The sequence below is a fragment of the Streptomyces sp. NPDC002734 genome, assembly GCF_040295685.1.
In the GTDB taxonomy this organism is placed as follows: Bacteria; Actinomycetota; Actinomycetes; order Streptomycetales; family Streptomycetaceae; genus Streptomyces.
This window is the reverse complement of the sequence record NZ_JBEOVU010000035.1, coordinates 44,279-63,823: the sequence shown is the minus strand read 5'-3', so window position 1 is coordinate 63,823 and position 19,545 is coordinate 44,279. Positions and strand designations below refer to the sequence as shown.

The 19,545-nt window shown below is 72.2% G+C and carries 18 protein-coding genes; 10 read left to right on the top strand and 8 right to left on the bottom strand.

Going from position 1 to position 19,545, the window contains the following annotated elements; translation table 11 throughout:
• Window positions 1–57 precede the first annotated feature (57 nt).
• From ABT026_RS26400 to def, 4 genes are all read left to right on the top strand, one after another.
• Entirely contained in the window at window positions 58–1,584 is a 1,527-nt protein-coding gene (locus ABT026_RS26400) for an HD-GYP domain-containing protein (protein WP_351117640.1), read from the top strand.
• Window positions 1,581–2,909 carry an HD domain-containing protein gene (locus ABT026_RS26395; protein ID WP_351117639.1) on the top strand — a complete coding sequence of 443 codons (1,329 nt, stop codon included), beginning with the start codon at window positions 1,581–1,583 and terminating at the stop codon, window positions 2,907–2,909. The genes ABT026_RS26400 and ABT026_RS26395 overlap by 4 nt, the downstream gene beginning before the upstream one ends.
• A gap of 94 nt (window positions 2,910–3,003) precedes the next feature.
• A complete protein-coding gene (locus ABT026_RS26390) occupies window positions 3,004–3,984 on the top strand; it encodes a tetratricopeptide repeat protein (RefSeq protein ID WP_351117638.1) in 981 nt (326 codons plus the stop codon).
• 84 nt (window positions 3,985–4,068) lie between these two features.
• A complete protein-coding gene (def, locus tag ABT026_RS26385) occupies window positions 4,069–4,719 on the top strand; it encodes a peptide deformylase (RefSeq protein WP_351117637.1) in 651 nt (216 codons plus the stop codon).
• Between the two features lie 84 nt (window positions 4,720–4,803).
• Here the strand turns inward: def and ABT026_RS26380 are convergent, their stop codons facing one another.
• From ABT026_RS26380 to ABT026_RS26360, 5 genes are all read right to left on the bottom strand, one after another.
• Window positions 4,804–5,538: a D-Ala-D-Ala carboxypeptidase family metallohydrolase gene (locus ABT026_RS26380; RefSeq protein WP_351117636.1), complete on the bottom strand. Its 735-nt coding sequence runs from the start codon at window positions 5,536–5,538 to the stop codon at window positions 4,804–4,806.
• A 146-nt stretch (window positions 5,539–5,684) separates the two neighbouring features.
• Entirely contained in the window at window positions 5,685–6,194 is a 510-nt protein-coding gene (locus ABT026_RS26375) for a GNAT family N-acetyltransferase (RefSeq protein ID WP_351117635.1), read from the bottom strand.
• Between the two features lie 108 nt (window positions 6,195–6,302).
• Window positions 6,303–7,928, bottom strand: coding sequence for a monocarboxylate uptake permease MctP (gene mctP, locus ABT026_RS26370; RefSeq protein WP_351117634.1), 1,626 nt, complete (start codon window positions 7,926–7,928; stop codon window positions 6,303–6,305).
• The gene (locus tag ABT026_RS26365; RefSeq protein ID WP_351117633.1) at window positions 7,925–8,206 is read right to left on the bottom strand and encodes a DUF3311 domain-containing protein; all 282 of its coding nucleotides are present in this window, start codon (window positions 8,204–8,206) and stop codon (window positions 7,925–7,927) included. The genes mctP and ABT026_RS26365 overlap by 4 nt, the downstream gene beginning before the upstream one ends.
• A gap of 121 nt (window positions 8,207–8,327) precedes the next feature.
• A complete protein-coding gene (locus ABT026_RS26360; protein ID WP_351117632.1) occupies window positions 8,328–9,092 on the bottom strand; it encodes a GntR family transcriptional regulator in 765 nt (254 codons plus the stop codon).
• Window positions 9,093–9,480: 388 nt separating this feature from the next.
• Here ABT026_RS26360 and ABT026_RS26355 point away from each other — a divergent pair, with 388 nt between their 5' ends.
• From ABT026_RS26355 to ABT026_RS26340, 4 genes are all read left to right on the top strand, one after another.
• Window positions 9,481–10,761, top strand: coding sequence for an extracellular solute-binding protein (locus ABT026_RS26355; protein ID WP_351117631.1), 1,281 nt, complete (start codon window positions 9,481–9,483; stop codon window positions 10,759–10,761).
• 67 nt (window positions 10,762–10,828) lie between these two features.
• The gene (locus tag ABT026_RS26350; RefSeq protein WP_502968057.1) at window positions 10,829–11,818 is read left to right on the top strand and encodes a carbohydrate ABC transporter permease; all 990 of its coding nucleotides are present in this window, start codon (window positions 10,829–10,831) and stop codon (window positions 11,816–11,818) included.
• A complete protein-coding gene (locus ABT026_RS26345) occupies window positions 11,815–12,645 on the top strand; it encodes a carbohydrate ABC transporter permease (RefSeq protein ID WP_351117630.1) in 831 nt (276 codons plus the stop codon). Before ABT026_RS26350 ends, ABT026_RS26345 begins: the two co-directional genes overlap by 4 nt.
• 7 nt (window positions 12,646–12,652) lie before the next feature.
• Complete coding sequence (locus ABT026_RS26340) at window positions 12,653–14,149, top strand: glycoside hydrolase family 3 protein (protein WP_351117629.1); 1,497 nt, start codon at window positions 12,653–12,655, stop codon at window positions 14,147–14,149.
• Window positions 14,150–14,336: 187 nt separating this feature from the next.
• On the opposite strand, the gene ABT026_RS26335 is transcribed toward ABT026_RS26340, so the two are convergent.
• Window positions 14,337–14,597: a UBP-type zinc finger domain-containing protein gene (locus tag ABT026_RS26335; protein WP_351117628.1), complete on the bottom strand. Its 261-nt coding sequence runs from the start codon at window positions 14,595–14,597 to the stop codon at window positions 14,337–14,339.
• A gap of 59 nt (window positions 14,598–14,656) precedes the next feature.
• On the opposite strand from ABT026_RS26335, the gene ABT026_RS26330 reads away from it, so the two are divergent.
• Entirely contained in the window at window positions 14,657–16,261 is a 1,605-nt protein-coding gene (locus tag ABT026_RS26330; protein ID WP_351117627.1) for a Na+/H+ antiporter, read from the top strand.
• A 27-nt stretch (window positions 16,262–16,288) separates the two neighbouring features.
• Here the strand turns inward: ABT026_RS26330 and ABT026_RS26325 are convergent, their stop codons facing one another.
• Window positions 16,289–17,188 carry a 1-aminocyclopropane-1-carboxylate deaminase/D-cysteine desulfhydrase gene (locus ABT026_RS26325; protein WP_351117626.1) on the bottom strand — a complete coding sequence of 300 codons (900 nt, stop codon included), beginning with the start codon at window positions 17,186–17,188 and terminating at the stop codon, window positions 16,289–16,291.
• 68 nt (window positions 17,189–17,256) lie between these two features.
• Complete coding sequence (locus tag ABT026_RS26320; RefSeq protein WP_351117625.1) at window positions 17,257–17,847, bottom strand: N-acetylmuramoyl-L-alanine amidase; 591 nt, start codon at window positions 17,845–17,847, stop codon at window positions 17,257–17,259.
• A gap of 275 nt (window positions 17,848–18,122) precedes the next feature.
• Between ABT026_RS26320 and ABT026_RS26315 the strand changes: the two genes are divergently transcribed.
• Complete coding sequence (locus ABT026_RS26315) at window positions 18,123–19,529, top strand: family 2B encapsulin nanocompartment shell protein (protein ID WP_351117624.1); 1,407 nt, start codon at window positions 18,123–18,125, stop codon at window positions 19,527–19,529.
• Window positions 19,530–19,545: the final 16 nt, after the last annotated feature.

The following is a 19,545-nucleotide window of genomic DNA, read 5'->3' as shown; positions in this document are numbered from 1 at the left end:
TCCGGTGCAGAACGGGCACGAACCGGACCGCCCCGGTCCGGCCGGGGAGGGGACGCCATGGGGTCTGTTCCGGCGGCATCGGTGCCGGCCGGCGCGCGTGTCTACGCGGCTGCCGCCGTACTGGCCGCCGGCGCCTGCCTGGCGTCGCTCCCGCACCTGCGCACGCCGTGGTGGGCGGTGACGCTGCTGGCCGTGGTCTACGCCGGCTGCGGGCAGGCGGGGCGCCGGGCCGGCATCGACGCCTTCTACCCGGTGCTCCTGGCAGCCGCCTTCCTGCTCCCGCCGCCCGCCGCGGCCCTGGTCGCGGTGCCGGGCTCCCTCCTCTCCCCGGTCGCCGACCCGCCCAGACTGCTGAGGCGCCTGTGGCGCGCCGCCGTGCTCTGCCTGTCCGTCCACGCCACCGCCTGGACGTACTGGGTCCTCGGCGGCCGCGACGCCGTGGTCTCCTCCCACCTCCCGCGCGCCCTGGCCGCCGCCGCCCTCGCCGTGCCGGTCTTCTGCCTGTGCGCGGCGCTGCTGGACGGCGGGATGAAGGCGCTGGCCGACCGGGTCCCGGCCCGCGACCCCTGGTGGCGGCAGTTCGTCCGCTCGCTGCCGCCGATGGCGGTGCACGGACTGGCCGGCGTGCTGATGGCCGTCCTGTGGCGCTCCCCGGACGGCCCCGCCGCCGCCCTCCTGGTGCTGCTGCCGATGTACGTCACCTGGTGGGTGTTCGCCCACTCCGACCAGGAGCGCACCGCCCACCGCTCCACCGTGCGGGCCCTGGTGCGGGCGGTCGACCTCAAGGACAACTACACCCGCGGGCACAGCGAGCGGGTCGGCCAGGCCTCGGTGATGATCGCCCGCGAACTCGGCATGGCCGACGACCGCGTCGAGGTCATCCGCTTCGCCGGCATCCTGCACGACGTCGGCAAGATCGGCGTCCCCACCCGGCTGCTGCGCAAGGACGGCCCGCTCACCCCGCAGGAACGCCGGGCGATCGAGCTGCACCCCGAGTACGGCCACGAGATGACACGCGGCATCGGCTTCCTGGAGGAGGCGCGGGCGGCCATCCTCCACCACCACGAACGGCTCGACGGCAGCGGCTACCCGTACGGGCTGGCGGGCGGTCAGATCCCCGAGTGCGCCCGGGTGGTCGCGGTCGCCGACGCCTTCGACGCGATGACCTCCACCCGCTCCTACCGCCGCGCCCGGCCGGTGCCGACGGCCCTGGAGGAACTCGCCCGGTGCGCCGGCACCCAGTTCGACCCGCGGATGGTCACCGCCCTCACCCGCGCTCTCGACCGCCACGGCTGGAACCCCGTCGTCACCTCCGACGACCCGGCACCGGCCCCCGCTCCCCGGGAGCCGGCACCCGACGGGGCCCGCACGGCGACGGCGCCCGCCCCGGCGCACCCCACCGCACCGGGGGAGCCCGCCGCATCCGCCGACTCCACCCCACCGGCCGAAGCCGCCGCACCCGCCGCATCCGCCGAGCGGGCCGAACCCGCCGAGCGGGCCGAACCCGCCGAGCGGGCCGAGGCCGGTGTCGCCGGGCGGGGCGCCGGGCCGGCCGCCCCGCGCGGTGAGGGCGGTCGCCCGTGAAGCCGCCGCGCACCCTCCTCCCGCGCCCCGGGGCCGCACCGCGGGCCGCGGTCCACCTCGCCGCCGCGCTGCTCGCCGCGGTCTCCCTCGCCGAGGCGCTCTGGCACGGTGTCGCCGACCGCGAGAGCGCCTGCGTCTTCGTCCTCTTCATCGCCTTCGGCGAAATGCTGAGGCTGCCCGAGTGCCTGCCCGAGGAACGCGACCCCGCCCCCGTCGGGGCCGCGGCGGCGCTGGCCTACGCCCTGCTGGCCCCGCCCTCCGTCACCCAGGCGGTCGCCGTGGTCGCCGTCGCCACCCTCGCGGGGAGGATCGGGCACATCGCCCGGCCCCGGCCCGGCGGACGGCCCACCGCCGACCACCTGGCCCGCCGGGTGCTCTCCGCCGGGTTCATCGCCGTCTGCTGCCGCCCGCTCACCGTGCCCGCCCCGGACGCCCCCGGCCCCGGACCGTGGCACGTCCTGACGGTGATCGTCGTGCTGCTGCTCGCCGCCCTCGCCGACTCGGTGACCGGGGCGGTCCTCAGCCGCTCCCGCACCGGCCGGGCGTTCGGCCCGCTGCTGCGCGAGGAACTGCGCGGGACCACCCGGATGAGCTCGGTCACCGGCTCCTCGGGCATCGTGATCGCCCTCGCCGTGGACGCCGCCGGACTGTTCGCCCTGCCGGTCTTCTGCGTCCCGCTCCTGCTGGCCCAGCTGGCCTTCCGCCGGTACGCCGCCGTCCGGGCGACCTACCGGCAGACCATCGCCTCCCTGGCCCGCGCCACCGAGGTGGCCGGCTACACCCCGCAGGGCCACGCGCACCGGGTCGCCTCGCTGAGCCTGGCCGTCGGCCGGGACATGGGGCTGACCGGCAGCGACCTCACCGTGCTGGAGTACGCGGCGCTGATGCACGACATCGGCCAGCTCGCCCTCGTCGACCCCGTCCCCGACGGGGCCACCACCCGGCTGTCGGCGGCCGAGCAGCGGCGCACGGCCCTCCTCGGCGGCGCCGTCGTCCGCCAGACGGGCGTGGACCCCCGGGTGGCCGCGGTCGTCGAGTCGCAGGCCGAACCCTGGACCCGGCAGCCGCGGGCGGCGCGCATCGTGCGGGCTGCCAACGCCTACGACGAGATGGCCCAGCGCGCCGGAGGCCCGGGGGCGTGCCTGCGCGCCCTGGAGGACCTGCGGCTGGGCACGGCGGGGACCTACGCCCCCGACGTGGTGGAGTCGCTGGCCAGGGTGGTGCTGCGGGACCCGGCGGGTGCGGCGGCGCCGGTCGCGGGCGGTGCGACGGAGCGCGGAACAATCCGGTCTGAGCCCGCCCCCGGCTGGGTAACCCATGGGTAATGAGCGACCGTCCGACCGTCCGTGGTTGGATGCGGGAGAGCGGGCCCACGGGGGCAGGGACCGGTCCGCTCCACAGAACTGGCAGGCGGGAATCGTGAGGATCTTCGGCAAGGGACGGCACCGGCCCTCCGCCTCCTGGCGGCAGGCCACGGACCGCGCGTTCACGCTGATCGGGGACGGCCGCTACGAGGACGCCGGCGCGCTGCTGACGCGCGCCGCGGACCTCGAGCCCTGGCTGTCCGAGTCCTGGTTCAACCTGGCCCTGCTGCACAAGTTCCGGCACGACTGGGAGCAGGCCCGCGCCGCCGGGCTGCGCGCGGTGGCGCTGCTGGACCGGGACACCGGGGCCCCCGACTGGTGGAACGTCGGCATCGCCGCGACGGCCCTCCAGGACTGGCCGCTGGCCCGCCGCGCCTGGCAGGAGTACGGCCTGCGGGTGCCCGGAGGCGCCGCGGACGCCGGGGCGCCCACCGGGATGGACCTCGGCAGCGCGGCCGTGCGGCTCTCCCCGGAGGGCGAGGCCGAGGTGGTGTGGGGCCGTCGTCTGGACCCGGCGCGCATCGAGGTGCTCTCCATCCCGCTGCCGTCCTCCGGGCGCCGGTGGGGCGAGGTGGTGCTCCACGACGGCGTCCCGCACGGCGAGCGGACCACGGCCGGCGGGCACAGTTTCCCGGTCTTCGACGAGATCGAGCTCTGGGCGCCGTCCCCGGTGCCGACCTGGGTGGTGCTGCTGGAGGCCGCCTCGGAGGAGGACCGGGACGCCCTGGAGGCGCTCGCCTCCGACGCCGGATACGCCGCGGAGGACTGGTCGAGCTCGGTACGGCTGCTGTGCCGGATGTGCTCGGAGTCGCGGATGGCGTCCGTCGAGGGCGACGGCGAGCACCTGGACCCGCACGACCACAGCGAGCCCGGCCAGCCCGGCCCGCTCGGGCACCGCACCGACGGGCAGCTGTGGGTGCCCGAACGCGAGTGCGGGGTGGCCGCCCCGGCCGGCCTGGTGCGCGGTCTGCTGGACGGCTGGGTCGCCGACAGCCCGGACACCCGGGGCTGGCGGGACCTCGAAGAGGTCTGCTGACGGCCAGGGGGCCGCGGGCGCGCCCGGCCCCGTAGGCTATGCCTCTGTCAGAGGCGGGAACACTGAGGAAGGCGTACGTCGGGCATGGCGCAGCAGGAGACCGATCAGCAGCACGCGGGCGTGCTCCCCGTGGACGACGAGGGTTACGTCATCGACACCCAGGACTGCGAGGAGCGCGAGAGCGCCTACCGCGAGCGCGGCACCTCGCGTCCGATCACGGTCGTCGGCAACCCGGTCCTGCACAAGGAGTGCCAGGACGTCACCGAGTTCGACGACGAGCTGCGCAAGCTGGTCGACGACATGTTCGCCAGCCAGCGCACCGCCGAAGGCGTGGGCCTGGCCGCCAACCAGATCGGCGTGGACCGGAAGGTCTTCGTCTACGACTGCCCGGACGACGAGGGCGTGCGCCACGTCGGCGTGGTGTGCAACCCGAAGCTGGTGGAGCTGCCGGCCGACCGCCGCATCCTCGACGACAGCAACGAGGGCTGCCTGTCGGTGCCGACCGCCTACGCCTCCCTGGCCCGGCCGGACTTCGCCGAGGTCACCGGCCAGGACGAGCACGGCAACCCCGTCAAGGTGCGTGGCACCGGCTACTTCGCCCGCTGCCTCCAGCACGAGACGGACCACCTGTACGGCTACCTGTACATCGACCGTCTCTCCAAGCGCGAGCGGAAGCAGGCGCTGAAGCAGATGGAGGAGAACGAGCCGCGCTACCCCGTGGTGCCGAACGACTGACGCGGGGCGTCCCGCGGGCGGACACGGAGAAGGCCGGGCTGCGAGCAGCCCGGCCTTCCGTGTGTGCGGTGCTTCGGCGACCGGTCAGATGCCGCAGTTCGGCGCGGACCAGTACGGCGACGGGTCGAACGCCACGTGGGTGTGGTCGTTGTGGCCGGGGTAGCCCGGGCCGAGGATCTCCGAGAAGCCGTGGACGCGGGCCTGCTTGGCCAGAGTGCAGAAGCTGGGCGAGCCGGTCAGGTCCGCCGCGTCTCCGTAGAGGTGCCGGCTGGAGGACGCGCCGCCCGCCGCGTTGTTGCAGGAGACGGAACGGAAGCCGCTGGAGACGGTGATGGCGACATCACCCAGCGCGTGCCGCATCGCCTCCAGCTTCCACATGGTGCGCAGCGCGTTCGACTTGGCCGTCGCGGCGCTCACGTTGCCGCCCGACCAGTCCGAGTTGCACTTGTTGAGCTCGGCGTAGGTGAAGTGGGCCGGCGTGCAGTCGGCGTCCTGCAACGCGTAGATCTTGTTGAAGGTGTTCGCGCCGGCGACGCCGTCCGCGGCAAGACCGTACGCGGACTGGAACTTGGCGACGGCGGCCTTGGTGCGGGCGCCGTACACGCCGTCGTAGGAGAGCCGCTCTCCCGAGGTGACCCAGCCGGCGACGCGGATCTGGAGCTGGGTGACGTCGGCGCCGCTGGTGCCCTCCGAGAGCGTGCGGCTCCACGTGTAGCACTCGTCGGCGTGCGCGGTGCCGGCGGTGGCTCCGACGCCTACCACTGCACCTGCCAGGATCATGACAAAGCTGATGAGCGCGCGGGACATGCGTCTGATCATTCCGGCCTCCTGACCGTCGATCGGTGGGGGCGGCGCCGCGCGATCACGTGGCGCCGCTGCAAGGGTGGGTCCGGGGGGCTACGCGCGTCAACACCGCCTGCGCGCACGCCTGTTGAGGTTCCGGTGACGGAACGGGGCGCTCCGGGTCAGATCGGGAGCTCGTACACCAGCAGATCGATGTCGACCGTCTCGGGGACCGGGTTCCAGTCGCGCAGGGGTGCGCGCACGAAGCCCAGACGCTCGTAGAGGCGGTGGGCGGCGAGCATCTTCGGCTGCGTGGACAGGACCAGTCTCCGCCGCCCGCCGAGGGCGCGGGCGCGGTCGGCGCAGCAGCGCACCAGGGCCTCGCCGACGCCGCGGCCGCGGGCGTGACGGGCGACGGCGAGCATCCGTATCTCGGCCTCGTCCGCGGCGGCGATGTCGGCCAGGGGACCGCCGGCCACGAAGGTCACGCCGCCCAGGAGGCGGTCGCCCTCCGCCGCGACCAGCACCTCGGCGCCGGGGGCGGCGGCGCGGGACCGTACGTCGCGCAGGGTGCGCAGGTAGGAGTCGCTCCCGCCGAAGGCGAGCAGCCCGTCGTCCAGGTAGGCGGCGGCGGTGATCGCGCCGAGGGCCTCGTGCTCGCCCTCCCGGACGGGGCGGATGGTGAAGTCCATCCGCCCAGCATGCCCGAGGGTCCGGCGGGCGGACGGACGGGCCCGGGAATGCCGACGGCCCCGCGCACCGGGGTACGCGGGGCCGTCGGACAGGACCTGGGCGTCGGGTCAGTGCGTGGCCGCGGTGAGCGGCGGCATCTCGGGGTCGACGCCGGGGTCGCCGGAGTCGGCGGTGTAGTCGGACGGGCTGGTCTCGTCGACGCCGTCCGGGGCCTTGAGGGCGCGGAAGGCGAAGGTGAGGACCACCGTGACGATCAGGTTCAGCACGATGGCGGTGAACCCGATGTAGCCGATCTCGCCGATCAGCGGCATCTCCTTGGCGGAGCCGCCGAAGTGCGCCTGGGTCGGGGAGGAGACCGTGTACGCCTGGTAGGTGCCGTAGACCATGCCGACCGCCCAGCCGGCGAGCAGCGCCCAGCGGTGGAACCAGCGGGTGAACAGGCCGCCGACCAGGGCCGGGAAGGTCTGCAGGATCCAGATGCCGCCCAGCAGCTGGAAGTTGATCGCGACCGTCTTGTCCATGGTGAGGACGAAGGCGAGCGCGCCGACCTTGACCAGCAGGGAGACGATCTTCGAGACCTTGGTCTCCTGTTCCGGGGTGGCGTCCGGCTTCAGGAAGTCCTTGTAGATGTTGCGGGTGAACAGGTTCGCCGCGGCGATGGACATGATGGCCGCCGGGACCAGCGCGCCGATGCCGATGGCGGCGAAGGCGACGCCCGCGAACCAGCTCGGGAACATGTTCTCGAAGAGCTGCGGGATGGCCAGCTGGCCGTTGGCCACCTTGATGCCGGCCGCGATCGCCATGAAGCCGAGCAGCGCGAGCAGGCCCAGCATCAGGGAGTACAGCGGCAGGATGGTGGTGTTGCGGCGGATGACCTCACGGCTCTTGGAGGACAGCGTCGCGGTGATCGAGTGCGGGTACATGAACAGCGCGAGCGCGGAGCCGAGGGCCAGGGTGGCGTAGGTCCACTGTCCCGGCTCGGCCGGCACCAGGGCGCCGGTCGGCTTGCCGGTGGCCTCGTTGATCGTCTCGAACTTGCCGCTCGCCGCCTCGAAGATGGCGTCGAAGCCGCCGAGCTTGATCGGGATGTAGATGATCGCCACGGCGATCACCAGGTAGATCAGCGTGTCCTTGACGAACGCGATCAGCGCCGGGGCGCGCAGGCCGGAGGAGTAGGTGTAGGCGGCCAGCACACCGAAGGCGAGCAGCAGCGGCAGGTCCTTGACGAACCAGTGCGTGTTCTCGCCGCCGCCGACGCCCATCACGTCCAGCACGGCCTGGATGCCGACGAGCTGGAGCGCGATGTACGGCATGGTGGCGAGGATGCCGGTGACCGCCACCGCGAGGGACAGGCCCTTGGAGCCGTACCGGCCGCGGACGAAGTCCGAGGTGGTGACGTAACCGTGCTTGTGGGACACCGACCACAGGCGCGGCAGGAAGGTGAAGATCAGCGGGTACACCAGGATCGTGTAGGGCACCGCGAAGAAGCCGGCCGCGCCACCCGCGTAGATGGCCGCCGGGACGGCGACGAAGGTGTACGCGGTGTAGAGGTCACCGCCGAGCAGGAACCAGGTGATCCAGGTGCCGAACGAGCGGCCGCCCAGGCCCCATTCGTCCAGCGAGTTCTCGTTGGCGGCCCTGCGCCACTTCGCCGCCAGGAACCCCATCACCGTGACGGCGACGAAGAAGAGGCAGAAGACGACAAGCGCAACGACGTTCACGCCCTCGTTCACGACGACGCACCCCCGTCCTGGGTGGAGGAGTTACCGGAGGCGGCCCGGGCGCGCTGGTCGCGGCGCCACAGGACGTAGGCGACCATGGTGAGGGCGGTGGATATCAGCACCCACGCCATCTGGTACCAGTAGAAGAACGGGATGCCTATGAAGGTCGGTTCGACCTTGGCGTAGGACCCCACCCATAGCATCGCCACGAAGGGCGCGAGCAGGCACAGGGCGATGACGACCCGCATCGGGGTCACCGTTCCTCTGCCTGCTCCTGACGTTTCGGACATCGACAGCTCCATTGCCGCTGGCTGATTGGCGTCGGCAATGTATGTGACGAAGAACGCAGGTGGGAAGGCTCGTCCCGGTTGCGAATCGGTAAGCGGCCCGACGGGCGCGACGAACGGTCGCTCAGGCCTCCGGACGCCGCAGCCGCGCCACGAACTTGTAGCGGTCGCCCCGGTAGACCGAGCGCACCCATTCCACCGGTTCGCCGCCCATGTCCAGGGAGTGGCGGGAGAGCATCAGCATCGGCAGGCCCACGTCGGTGCCGAGCAGGCCGGCCTCGCGCGGGGTGGCCAGCGAGGTCTCGATGGTCTCCTCCGCCTCGGAGAGCCGGACGTCGTAGACCTCGGCCAGCGCCGTGTAGAGGGACGTGTACTTGGCCAGGCTGCGGCGCAGGGCGGGGAAGCGCTTGGCGGACAGGTGCGTGGTCTCGATGGCCATCGGCTCGGAATCGGCCATGCGCAGCCGCTCGATGCGCAGCACCCGGCCGCCGGGGGTCATGGCCAGCAGCCCGGCCAAAGTGTCGTCGGCGGTGATGTACCCGACGTCCAGCAGCTGCGAGGTGGGCTCGAGGCCCTGGGCCCGCATGTCCTCGGTGTACGAGGTGAGCTGGAGCGACTGCGCGACCTTGGGCTTGGCGACGAAGGTGCCCTTTCCCTGGATGCGCTCCAGCCGCCCCTCCACCACCAGTTCCTGAAGGGCCTGGCGGACCGTGGTGCGGGAGGTGTCGAACTCCGCGGCGAGGGTGCGCTCCGGGGGGACCGGGGTGCCGGGCGGCAGCGTCTCGGTCATCTCCAGCAGATGCTTCTTCAGGCGGTAGTACTTCGGCACACGTGCGGTGCGGACGACGGCTCCGCCCTCGCCGGCCGCGCTGCTGACCTCGGTGCTCATCTTCCGCCTCTCGTCGGGGCCTTCCGTGGGGTGGGAGGAGAGCGCCTACGCTCCGTGATCCCCGCGAAGATCCTGTATACCGCCGGTCGTTCGCTTTGGTCTAGTCCATAGCGTCACCGCGGCGATTGGTCTACCTCGTCGCGCATCCTCGCGCCTGGACCCCGAGAGGGGCCAATCCCGCAGGAACCCTGCATATCTCGGAAGCGTCACGGACGCCCACGGCCTGCTGCGGACTGCTTGACAGCCCTATTGGTCTGGGCCAAGCTCCCCCTACTGGTCTACACCATTGGTCCAGGTCCCGGCCCCACGGGCAGTACACGGCGGCAGCACACATGCGCTTGGCACCGAGGCGGGCAGGGGGGAACGTGGCATCCCTGAGGAGGGTGGCGTGAAGCGCAAGCTTGCAGCCGCGACGGTCGTCGCGGGCATGATGGTCTCCATCGCGGCGTGCGGTGGCTCTGACGGCGGGACCGACGAGGCGAAGTCCGGCAAGGACGGGTTCAAGGGCCAGACCCTGACCGTCTGGGCGATGGACGGATCGACTCCCAAGCAGTGGCAGAAGGACCTGACCGCCGAGTTCGAGAAGAAGACCGGCGCCAAGCTGAAGATCGAAGTCCAGCAGTGGAACGGGATCCAGCAGAAGGTCACCACCGCCCTCTCGGAGAGCAACCCGCCGGACGTCCTCGAGATCGGCAACACCCAGACGCCGGCCTACGCGGCCACCGGCGGTCTCGCTGACCTGACGGACCTCAAGGCCGAGATCGGCGGCGAGTGGACCGAGGCCCTCAACAAGTCCTCCGTCTACGAGGGCGTCCAGTACGCCGCTCCCTGGTACTTCGCCAACCGCGTGGTGATCTACAACAAGGAGATCTGGGAGAAGGCCGGCGTCAAGGAGACGCCCAAGACGCGCGACGAGTTCTTCAAGGCGCTGGACGCCATCGACAAGAAGACCGACGCCGAGCCGATCTACCTGCCCGGCCAGAACTGGTACTTCTTCACCGGCCTGACCATCGGCAAGGGCGCGGAACTGGTGAAGCAGGACGGGGACAAGTGGGTCTCCAACCTCTCCGACCCGAAGGTCGCCGAGGCGGCGGAGCTCTACAAGAAGTTCCAGGCCTACTCCAAGGCCCCCAAGGACAAGGACGAGGCCACCCCGCAGCAGGGCGAGGTCTTCGGCAAGGGCAAGGTCGGCGCCTTCATCGGCATGGGCTGGGAAGCCGGCATCGCCATCGAGGCCGACAAGTCCATCGAGGACAAGATCGGCTACTTCACCATCCCGGGTGAGACCGCCGACAAGCCCGAGGGCGTCTTCCTCGGCGGCTCCAACCTGGCCGTCGCCGCGGGCAGCAAGAAGCAGGAGCTCGCCAAGGAGTTCCTGAAGCTCGCCCTGTCCGACAAGTACGAGGGCCAGCTGGCCAAGGAGAACGGCGTCCTCCCCAACAAGGAGGCGCTCAACTCCAACCTGACCGGCAACGCCGCCGCCGAGGCCGCCGCCCCGGCCGCCGCCTTCGGTGGCACCACCCCGCTGATCCCGGACTGGGCCGCGGTGGAGAACGACCCCAACCCGATCAAGGCGTACCTGACGGCCGTCCTGAACGGGAAGACGCCCGCCGAGGCCGCCAAGCAGGTCGAGGGCGAGATCAACAAGCGTCTCGCGCAGACCAGCTGAGTGATGTGACGCCGGGGGCGGCTGCGGCCGCCCCCGGCCACGTCTCGACGACTTCACGGAGAGTGTTGTGACTGCGCAGACCGAGCGCGTGGACGCGGACCCGGCTGCCGGGTCCCCCGTGTCCGTCAAGATCCCGAACAGCTCGGGCGGGAGCCGCCCGAAGCGGCGCGGCGAGTCGTCCGCCCCCTACCTGCTGCTGATCCCCTCGCTGCTGGTGACGGCGGTGCTGCTGGGCTGGCCGCTGCTGAAGAACCTGGTCATCTCGTTCCAGAACCTCAACCCGCGCCAGCTGATCCTCCACCTGACCGAGTGGGCCGGGTTCAGCAACTACCAGGAGGCGCTCGGCAGCGACGTGTTCTGGCGCGTCACCCTGCGGTCGATCGTCTTCACCTCGATCAACGTGGTGCTGATCATGATCCTCGGCACCCTGGTCGGCCTGCTGCTGGCCCGCCTCGGCCGCCGCATGCGGACCCTGCTGCTGCTCGGCCTGGTGCTCGCCTGGGCCATGCCGACCGTCGCCGGCACCACCGTCTTCCAGTGGCTGTTCGCCCAGCGGTTCGGCGTCGTCAACTGGATCCTGGCCGAGCTCGGCTGGACGTCCATGGCCGACTACAACTGGTTCGGCAGCCAGGTCTCCACCTTCTCGGTGGTCATCCTGCTGATCGTCTGGCAGTCGATCCCGTTCGTCGCGATCAACCTCTACGCGGCGACGACCACCATCTCCAAGGAGCTCTACGAGGCGGCCTCGCTGGACGGCGCCGGCGCCTGGAAGAGCTTCACCTCGGTGACCTTCCCGCACCTCAAGCCGTTCCTGTGGGCGACGACCTTCCTCGAGGTCATCTGGGTCTTCAAGGCCCTGACCCAGGTCTACGCCATCAACCGCGGCGGCCCGGACCGGCTCACCGAGATCCTCCCGCTCTACGCCTTCGTCGAGGGCCCCGGCAACCAGCACTACGGCATGGGCGCGGCGATCTCGTTCCTGACCATCGCCATCCTGCTGGTGCTGACCGCCTACTACCTGCGTACCGTGCTCAAGCAAGGGGAGGACGAGCTGTGAACCGCTCGCTGTTCGCCCGCACATGGCCTGGCACCCTTGCCGTGCTGCTCTTCGCCGTCTTCGTCTTCCCCGTCTACTGGATGTTCTCCACCGCGTTCAAGCAGCGCGGGGACATCATCTCGGAGACCCCGGTCTTCCTGCCGCTCGACGGCACGCTGGAGAACTTTCGCACCGCGTTCGGCGCGGACCACTTCTGGACGCTGGTCGGCAACTCCGTCACGGTCACCGTGTCGGCCGTGCTGCTGTCCCTGCTCATCGGCCTCGCCGCGGCCTTCGCGCTGGCCCGGATGAAGTTCAAGGGCCGCCGCGGCTTCGTGGTCGTCTTCATGATCGCGCAGATGGCCCCCTGGGAGGTCATGGTCATCGCGATCTACCTGATCGTGCGCGACGCCGACCTGCTCAACAGCCTGCTTCCGCTCACCGCGTTCTACATGGTGATGGTGCTGCCCTTCACGATCCTGACGCTGCGCGGCTACGTCGCCGCGGTGCCCAAGGAGCTGGAGGAGTCCGCGATGGTGGACGGCTGCAGCCGGCCGCAGGCCTTCGTCAAGGTGATCTTCCCGCTGCTGGCGCCGGGCCTGATGGCGACCTCCCTGTTCGGCTTCATCACCGCGTGGAACGAGTTCCCGATGGTGCTGATCCTCAACAAGGACGTCGAGATGCAGACCCTGCCGCTGTGGCTCACCAGCTTCCAGACCATCTTCGGCCACAACTGGGGCGCCACCATGGCCGCGTCCTCGCTGTTCGCCCTGCCCATCCTGATCGTCTTCGTCTTCCTGCAGCGCAGGGCCGTCGCCGGGCTGACCTCGGGCGCGGTGAAGGGGTGACCCGCCGATGACCACCACGGCACCACGCATGGACACGCTCACCCGGGACGCGCTGACCGTGCTCCAGCCCGGCTTCACCGGGACCACCGCCCCCGACTGGCTGCTGCGCCGGCTCGGCGAGGGCCTCTCCTCGGTCGGCCTCTTCGGACGCAACATCGACTCCCCGGAGCAGCTCGCCGCGCTCACCGCGCAGCTGCGCCAGGAGCGCGAGGACGTCCTGGTCGCCATCGACGAGGAGGGCGGCGACGTCACCCGGCTGGAGGTCCGCACCGGCTCCTCCTTCCCCGGCAACAACGCGCTCGGCGCGGTCGACGACGTCGACCTCACCCGCCGGGTCGCCGCCGAGCTGGGGCGGCGGCTCGCCGAGTGCGGCGTCAACCTCAACTGGGCGCCCTCCGCCGACATCAACTCCAACCCCTCCAACCCGGTGATCGGGGTGCGGTCCTTCGGCGACGAGCCCGGGCCGGTCGCCCGGCACACCGCGGCCTACGTCGAGGGGCTGCAGTCCGCCGGCGTCGCCGCCTGCACCAAGCACTTCCCCGGGCACGGCGACACCGCGGTCGACTCGCACCACGCGCTGCCGCGGATCGACGCCGACGCGGACCTGCTGCGGGAGCGTGAACTCGCGCCGTTCCGGGCGGCCGTGGCGGCCGGGTCGCGGGCGGTCATGAGCGCGCACATCCTCGTCCCGGCGCTCGACCCGGAGCTCCCGGCCACCCTGTCACAGCGGATCCTCGGGGGACTGCTGCGCCAGGAACTGGGCTACGACGGGCTGATCGTCACCGACGGCATGGAGATGCGCGCGATCGCCGACACCTACGGCATCGAGCGGGGCAGCGTGCTCGCCGTCGCGGCGGGCGCCGACGCCATCTGCGTGGGCGGCGGCCTCGCCGACGACGACACCGTGCGACGGCTGCGGGACGCCCTGGTGGACGCGGTGCGCACGGGGGACCTGCCGGAGGAACGGCTGGCCGACGCGGCGCGGCGGGTGCGGGAACTGGCGGCCTGGACGTCGTCCGCCGCGGCCCTCGCCCGCACCCGTGGTCCGGCGCCCGCGCCCGAGGTCGGCCTGGACGCCGCGCGCCGGGCGGTACGGCGCACCGTGGGCGGGCAGGGGTTCGCCCCGCTGACCGGAGAGCCGTACGTCGCCTCGTTCACGCCGGTGGCCAACATCGCGGTCGGCGACGAGACGCCGTGGGGCATCGCGGCGGAGCTGCGGCGCAGGCTGCCGGGGGCCGAGGCGGGCAACTTCAGCGGCGACAGGGCCGGTGAGGAGGCGCTGGCCGCCGCGGGCGCGCGGCGGATCGTCGCCGTGGTGCGGGACGAGCACCGGCACGGGTGGATGGGGCGGGCGCTGGACGTGCTCCTCGCGGCGCGGCCGGACACGGCCGTGGTCGAGATGGGCCTGCCGCAGGCCCCTGCGCGGGGGGCGGTGCACGTGGCGACGCGGGGAGCCGCCCGCGTCTGCGGCATCGCCGCCGCGGAATCCCTCCTCACCGCGTGACCCTCCGACCGCGTGACGGCGCGGCGTGACCGCGTGACCCCCAGGGGCCCCGCGCCGACCCCGAGGGTTCCGCGCACGCGTCGCCTGCCGTCCTCGCGGGGGTTCCGGCCCCCGCGAGCGGCACCCCACCCCGCGCAAGGCTGCCCCTCGCCCCCTCTCGGGGGAGGCGGCCCGGGGTGGGGGAGGGTCAGGCGAGGACGTGGTCGAGGAAGCACCAGCGCCAGGACTCACCCGGCTCGAACGTCCGCATGACTGGATGCCCGGTCTCCTCGAAGTGCGCCGACGCGTGCTTCAGCGGAGAGGAGTCGCAGCAGGCCACGTTCCCGCACTCCAGGCACAGCCGCAGCTGCACCGGATGCGTGCCGGCCGCCACACACCCCTCGCAGGTGTCCGACCGCGGCGCCGGTTCCGGCCGCGGCAGCGAGTCGACGTGCGCGCAGTGTTTCATGGGTCTCAGGTTACGTCTGGTGCGGTCCGAGCACCTGGACAGAGCGAGGTCGGGACCTGATGCATGTGATGCCCCTGCTCCTGCTGATCGCAGGGAGCACCGCCGTGGCCGGGCTCGCGCGGCGGACCCCCGTGCCCGCGCCGCTGCTGCTGGTCACCACCGGCCTGCTGGTGTCGTACCTGCCGGGGATGCCCGAGTACGAACTGAACCCGGAGATCGTCCTGCCGCTGGTGCTGCCCCCGCTGCTGTACACGGCGGCCACCGACAGCTCCTACCTCGACCTGCGGGCCCAGAAGCGGCCGGTGGCGCTGCTCTCGGTGGGCTACGTGCTCTTCGCGACGCTCCTGGTGGGCCTGATCGTGCACACCTTCGTGCCCGGCCTGTCCGCCGCCGGCGCGCTGGTGCTGGCCGCGGTGATCGCCCCGCCGGACGCCGTCGCCGCCACCGCCATCGCCCGCCGGCTGCACCTGCCCGCCCGCGTCACCACCATCCTCCAGGGCGAGTCCCTGGTGAACGACGCCACCGCGATCACCGCCTACAAGGTGGCGCTGGCCGCCGCCGTCGGCGAGAGCATCGGCTGGCTCGGCGGCGGCCTGGAGTTCCTGGTCGCCTCCGTCGGCGGCGTCGGCGTCGGCCTCGCGCTGATGGTGCCGCTGCACTGGCTGCGCACCCGGATGAACGACCCGCTGCTCCAGAACACGCTCTCCCTGGTGATCCCCTTCTTCGCCTACGCGCTGGCCGAGCAGGTCCACGCCTCCGGCGTGCTGGCCGTGGTGGTGGTCGCCCTCTACCTCGGTCACCGCTCCTGGCAGGTGGACTTCGCCACCCGGCTCCAGGAGGGCGCGGTGTGGCGGATGGTCGCCTTCGTGCTGGAGTCGGCGGTCTTCGCGCTGATCGGCCTGCAGCTGCCGGTGGTGGTGCGGGACCTGGGCGACGAGTACGCCGCCGGTCAGCTCGCCTGGTACGCGCTGGCGCTGTTCGTGACGGTGGTGGTGATCCGCTTCGTCTGGGTCTACCCGGCCGCCTTCGTGCCGCGGCTGCTCTCGAGCAGGATCCGCGAACGGGAGGAGAACCCGACCTGGAAGGGCGCCTTCGTCATCTCCTGGGCCGGCATGCGCGGCGTGGTCTCGCTGGCCATCGCGTTCTCCATCCCGGCCACCGTGCACGGCGGCCAGGAGTTCCCCGGCCGCAACCTGATCCTCTTCCTCACCTTCACCACCGTCATCGGCACCCTGGTCGTGCAGGGACTGACGCTGCCGTCACTGATCCGGGCGTTCCGGCTGCCGGGGCGCGACGTCCAGGCGGAGACCCTCGTCGAGGCCAACGCCCAGGCGCAGGCCTCCCGCGCCGCGGAGGAGCGGCTGGACGAGCTGATGGCCGACGAGCGCAACGCCCTGCCGCCGCCGCTCGCGGAACGGCTCCGCAGGGTCATGGAGCGCCGCAGGAACTCCGTGTGGGAGCGGCTCGGCTCGCCCAACCCGGTGACCGGGGAGAACACCGACGACACCTACCGCCGGCTCGCCCGGGAGGTCATCGCGTCCGAGCGGGACGTCTTCGTGCGGCTGCGCGACGCCCGGTACATCGACGACGAGATGCTGCGCACGCTGCTGCTGCGGCTGGACCTGGAGGAGGCCGCCGCGTTCCGCGAGGAACAGGGCACCTGAGGAACAGGGCTTCGGGCGCGGCGCCCGTCACTCCTCCGGGAACGGGCGCCCGGTGATCACCGCGGCGAGCCGGGTCCCCGGCGGGAAGGCGCCCTCCTCGGCCAGGGCGGTCAGCGCGGACAGCAGCTTGGCGACGTACAGCCGCTCCACCGCGAGACCGTGACGGTCCTCGAAGTCCCGCGCGAAGGCCTCCAGTCCGGCCGGGACGCGGGCGAAGCCGCCGCCGTGGAAACGGTTCTCCATCTCCCACCGGCCCCGCGGCCCGCCGAAGGCCTCCTCCTGGAGCCGCCGCACCTCCTCCGCGAGGAGACCGCCCTTCAGCACCGCCACGCCCACCGCCCGCTGCCCGGGGCCCAGCCCGGCCGCCAGACCCGCCAGCGTGCCGCCCGTGCCGCAGGCCACCGCGGCGACGTCCGCCCGGCCCCGCAGCTCCTCGCCCAGGGCCACGCACCCGCGCACCGCGAGCGCGTTGCTCCCGCCCTCCGGCACCACGAAGGCGTCCGGCGGCGCGCCCGCCTCCCGCAGCAGCCGCTCCAGCACCGCCGGCTCCGCCTTGCGCCGGTAGGACGCCCGGTCGACGAAGCACAGCCGCATCCCGTCCGCGACGCACCGCGCCAGCGAGGCGTTCAGCTCCCGGCCCGCCAGCTCGTCCCCGCGGACGATCCCCACCGTCCTGGACCCGAGCAGCCGCCCGGCGGCCGCCGTGGCCCGCAGATGGTTGGACCAGGCCCCGCCGAACGTCACCAGCGGCCTGCCCGCGGCGGCCCGCAGGCTGGGCGCCAGCTTGCGCCACTTGTTGCCGACCAGGGCGGGGTGGATCAGGTCGTCCCGCTTCAGCAGCAGCCGCACCCCGTGACGGGCGAACCGCCCGTCCGCGACCTCCACCAGCGGCGACGGCACCCGCCCCGGCACCTGGACCTCACTCACCCGCCCATTGTCCCCCGGGCCCCCGACACGGCCCGCACGAGGTCACCGGGGGCGCCCTGTCCACCAGCTCACTTGAGGCGTTCCGCCACCCGCTCGCGGAGCGACTTCATGGTGAAGCCCCGCGGGTCGGTCTTGCCCGGCTGCCACTCCAGGTGCCCGATCACCGACCGCGCCGACCACCCGTGGTGCCGGCAGAGCGCGGCGGCCGCCCGGGCGATCGCGTCCAGCTGCTCCTCGGGCCAGTCGTCGTCCCCGTCGCCGCGGTTCTCGCACTCGAAGCCGTAGAAGTGCCGGTTGCCGTCGGCCTGCGCCTCGTTCTCGGGCGGCAGCGCCCGCTCCGCGATCACCGCGCGCAGCACCTCGTCGTCGCCCAGGCCCGCGTGGTTGGCGCGACCGTAGCCGACCAGGTGGACCGTGCCGTCCTTGGTGATCACGCCGTGGCACAGCGGACCCGGCAGGTCCGGCCTGCCCTCGCGGCAGATCTCCACGGTCCGCCGCGCACCCTCGGTGGCCGTGTGGTGGATCATCACTCCGTGGACCGGCCCCCAGGGGCCGGCCGCGTTGCGATGGTGATCCCGCCAGTCGCCCACCTCCTCCACCGTCAGGCCCTCGTCCTCCAGCAGTTTCAGGAACGTCCTCGCCGCCATGGGCTTGGCCACGACCGCCCTCCTTCGCGCTCGGTGACCGTGTGCTTGCGAAGAGTTATTACCGCCGTCGGGCCGAACGGAATCCACGCCCGAGGTGGTTTCCGGAGCGTGCGGGCGTGTTCGGGGCGCATCCGGACCCGAAGGACGAGACCTGCCCCGTCAAGTACGCGATCAGTCCCGCTCTTTCGGGTAATGGTGCGGACACGCTGCGTCGCCGAGAGTGGAGCTCGTCAACAGGCCCCGGCGCGTTCCATCGGCGCGGGGCACAACCGGGAGGGCATTTCTCTATGTCGGTAGGCGAAGAGGTCCGCACCGAGCAGGACCGGCCGCAGCAGAGTCTCGGCACGGCGGCCGCGCGGAACCTGGCCACCACCACCAAGTCCGCTCCGCAGATGCAGGAGATCAGCTCGCGCTGGTTGCTGCGCACCCTGCCCTGGGTGAACGTGCAGGGCGGCACCTACCGGGTGAACCGCAGGCTCACCTACACCGTGGGGGACGGCAGGATCACCTTCGTCAAGACGGGTGACCAGGTCGAGGTGATCCCGGCGGAGCTCGGTGAACTGCCCGCGCTGCGCGACTTCGAGGATCTGGAGGTGCTCGAGGAGATCGCCCGGCGCTGCCGGCAGCGGGAGTTCGCGCCCGGCCAGATCATCGCCTCGTTCGGCAGCCAGGTGGACGAGGTGCACCTGCTCGCCCACGGCAAGGTCGAGAAGGTCGGCTCCGGCCCATACGACGAGGACGCGGTGCTCGGCGTCCTGGCCGACGGCGCCTACTTCGGCGACCAGTCGATCCTTGACCCGGAGTCCATCTGGGACTACACCCTGCGGGCCGTCACCGGCTGCACGGTGCTGACGCTGCCCCGCCGCGACCTGGAGCAGGTCGCCGAGCGCTCCGAGCCGCTGCGCGACCACCTGCAGCGACAGCGCGCCATCCCCGCCCAGCGGACCAACAAGTACGGCGAGCGGGCCATCGACCTGTCCGCCGGCCACTCCGGCGAGGTGGACATCCCGCGCACCTTCGTCGACTACGAGGCGCGGCCCCGCGAGTACGAACTCAGCGTGGCGCAGACGGTGCTGAGCATCCACAGCCGGATCGCCGACCTGTACAACCAGCCGATGAACCAGACCGAGCACCAGCTCCGGCTGACGGTGGAGGCGCTCCGCGAGCGCCAGGAGCACGAGCTGGTCAACAACCGCGAGTTCGGCCTGCTCCACAACTGCGAGTACGACCAGCGGCTCCAGCCGCACGACGGCGTCCCCGGCCCCGACGACATGGACGAGCTGCTCAGCCGGCGCCGCGGCACCAAGCTGTTCCTCGCCCACCCGCGCGCCATCGCCGCCTTCGGCCGCGAGCTCAACAAGCGCGGCCTGGTGCCGGAGTCGGTCGACGTCGGCGGTCAGCGGGTGCCGACCTGGCGGGGCGTGCCGATCTACCCGTGCAACAAGATCCCGGTGACCGACGCGCGCACCACCTCGATCATCGCGATGCGTACCGGCGAGGACGACCAGGGCGTCGTCGGCCTGCACCAGACGGGGATCCCCGACGAGATCGAGCCCGGCCTGTCGGTGCGGTTCATGGGCATCAACGAGCAGGCGGTCATCAACTACCTGGTGACGACCTACTACTCGGCGGCCGTCCTGGTCCCGGACGCGCTCGGAGTGCTGGAGAACGTGGAGATCGGGCGATGGAGGTGAGCTGACCCCTGCCGGG

Bases quoted from the DNA above. Each gene is read 5' to 3' on its own strand.
- ABT026_RS26360 (WP_351117632.1), bottom strand. From the start codon at position 9,092: ATGAGCACCGAGGTCAGCAGCGCGGCCGGCGAGGGCGGAGCCGTCGTC.
- def (WP_351117637.1), top strand. From the start codon at position 4,069: ATGGCGCAGCAGGAGACCGATCAGCAGCACGCGGGCGTGCTCCCCGTG.
- ABT026_RS26365 (WP_351117633.1), bottom strand. From the start codon at position 8,206: ATGTCCGAAACGTCAGGAGCAGGCAGAGGAACGGTGACCCCGATGCGG.
- ABT026_RS26380 (WP_351117636.1), bottom strand. From the start codon at position 5,538: ATGATCAGACGCATGTCCCGCGCGCTCATCAGCTTTGTCATGATCCTG.
- ABT026_RS26335 (WP_351117628.1), bottom strand. From the start codon at position 14,597: ATGAAACACTGCGCGCACGTCGACTCGCTGCCGCGGCCGGAACCGGCG.
- ABT026_RS26400 (WP_351117640.1), top strand. From the start codon at position 58: ATGGGGTCTGTTCCGGCGGCATCGGTGCCGGCCGGCGCGCGTGTCTAC.
- ABT026_RS26375 (WP_351117635.1), bottom strand. From the start codon at position 6,194: ATGGACTTCACCATCCGCCCCGTCCGGGAGGGCGAGCACGAGGCCCTC.
- ABT026_RS26315 (WP_351117624.1), top strand. From the start codon at position 18,123: ATGTCGGTAGGCGAAGAGGTCCGCACCGAGCAGGACCGGCCGCAGCAG.
- ABT026_RS26330 (WP_351117627.1), top strand. From the start codon at position 14,657: ATGCATGTGATGCCCCTGCTCCTGCTGATCGCAGGGAGCACCGCCGTG.
- ABT026_RS26340 (WP_351117629.1), top strand. From the start codon at position 12,653: ATGACCACCACGGCACCACGCATGGACACGCTCACCCGGGACGCGCTG.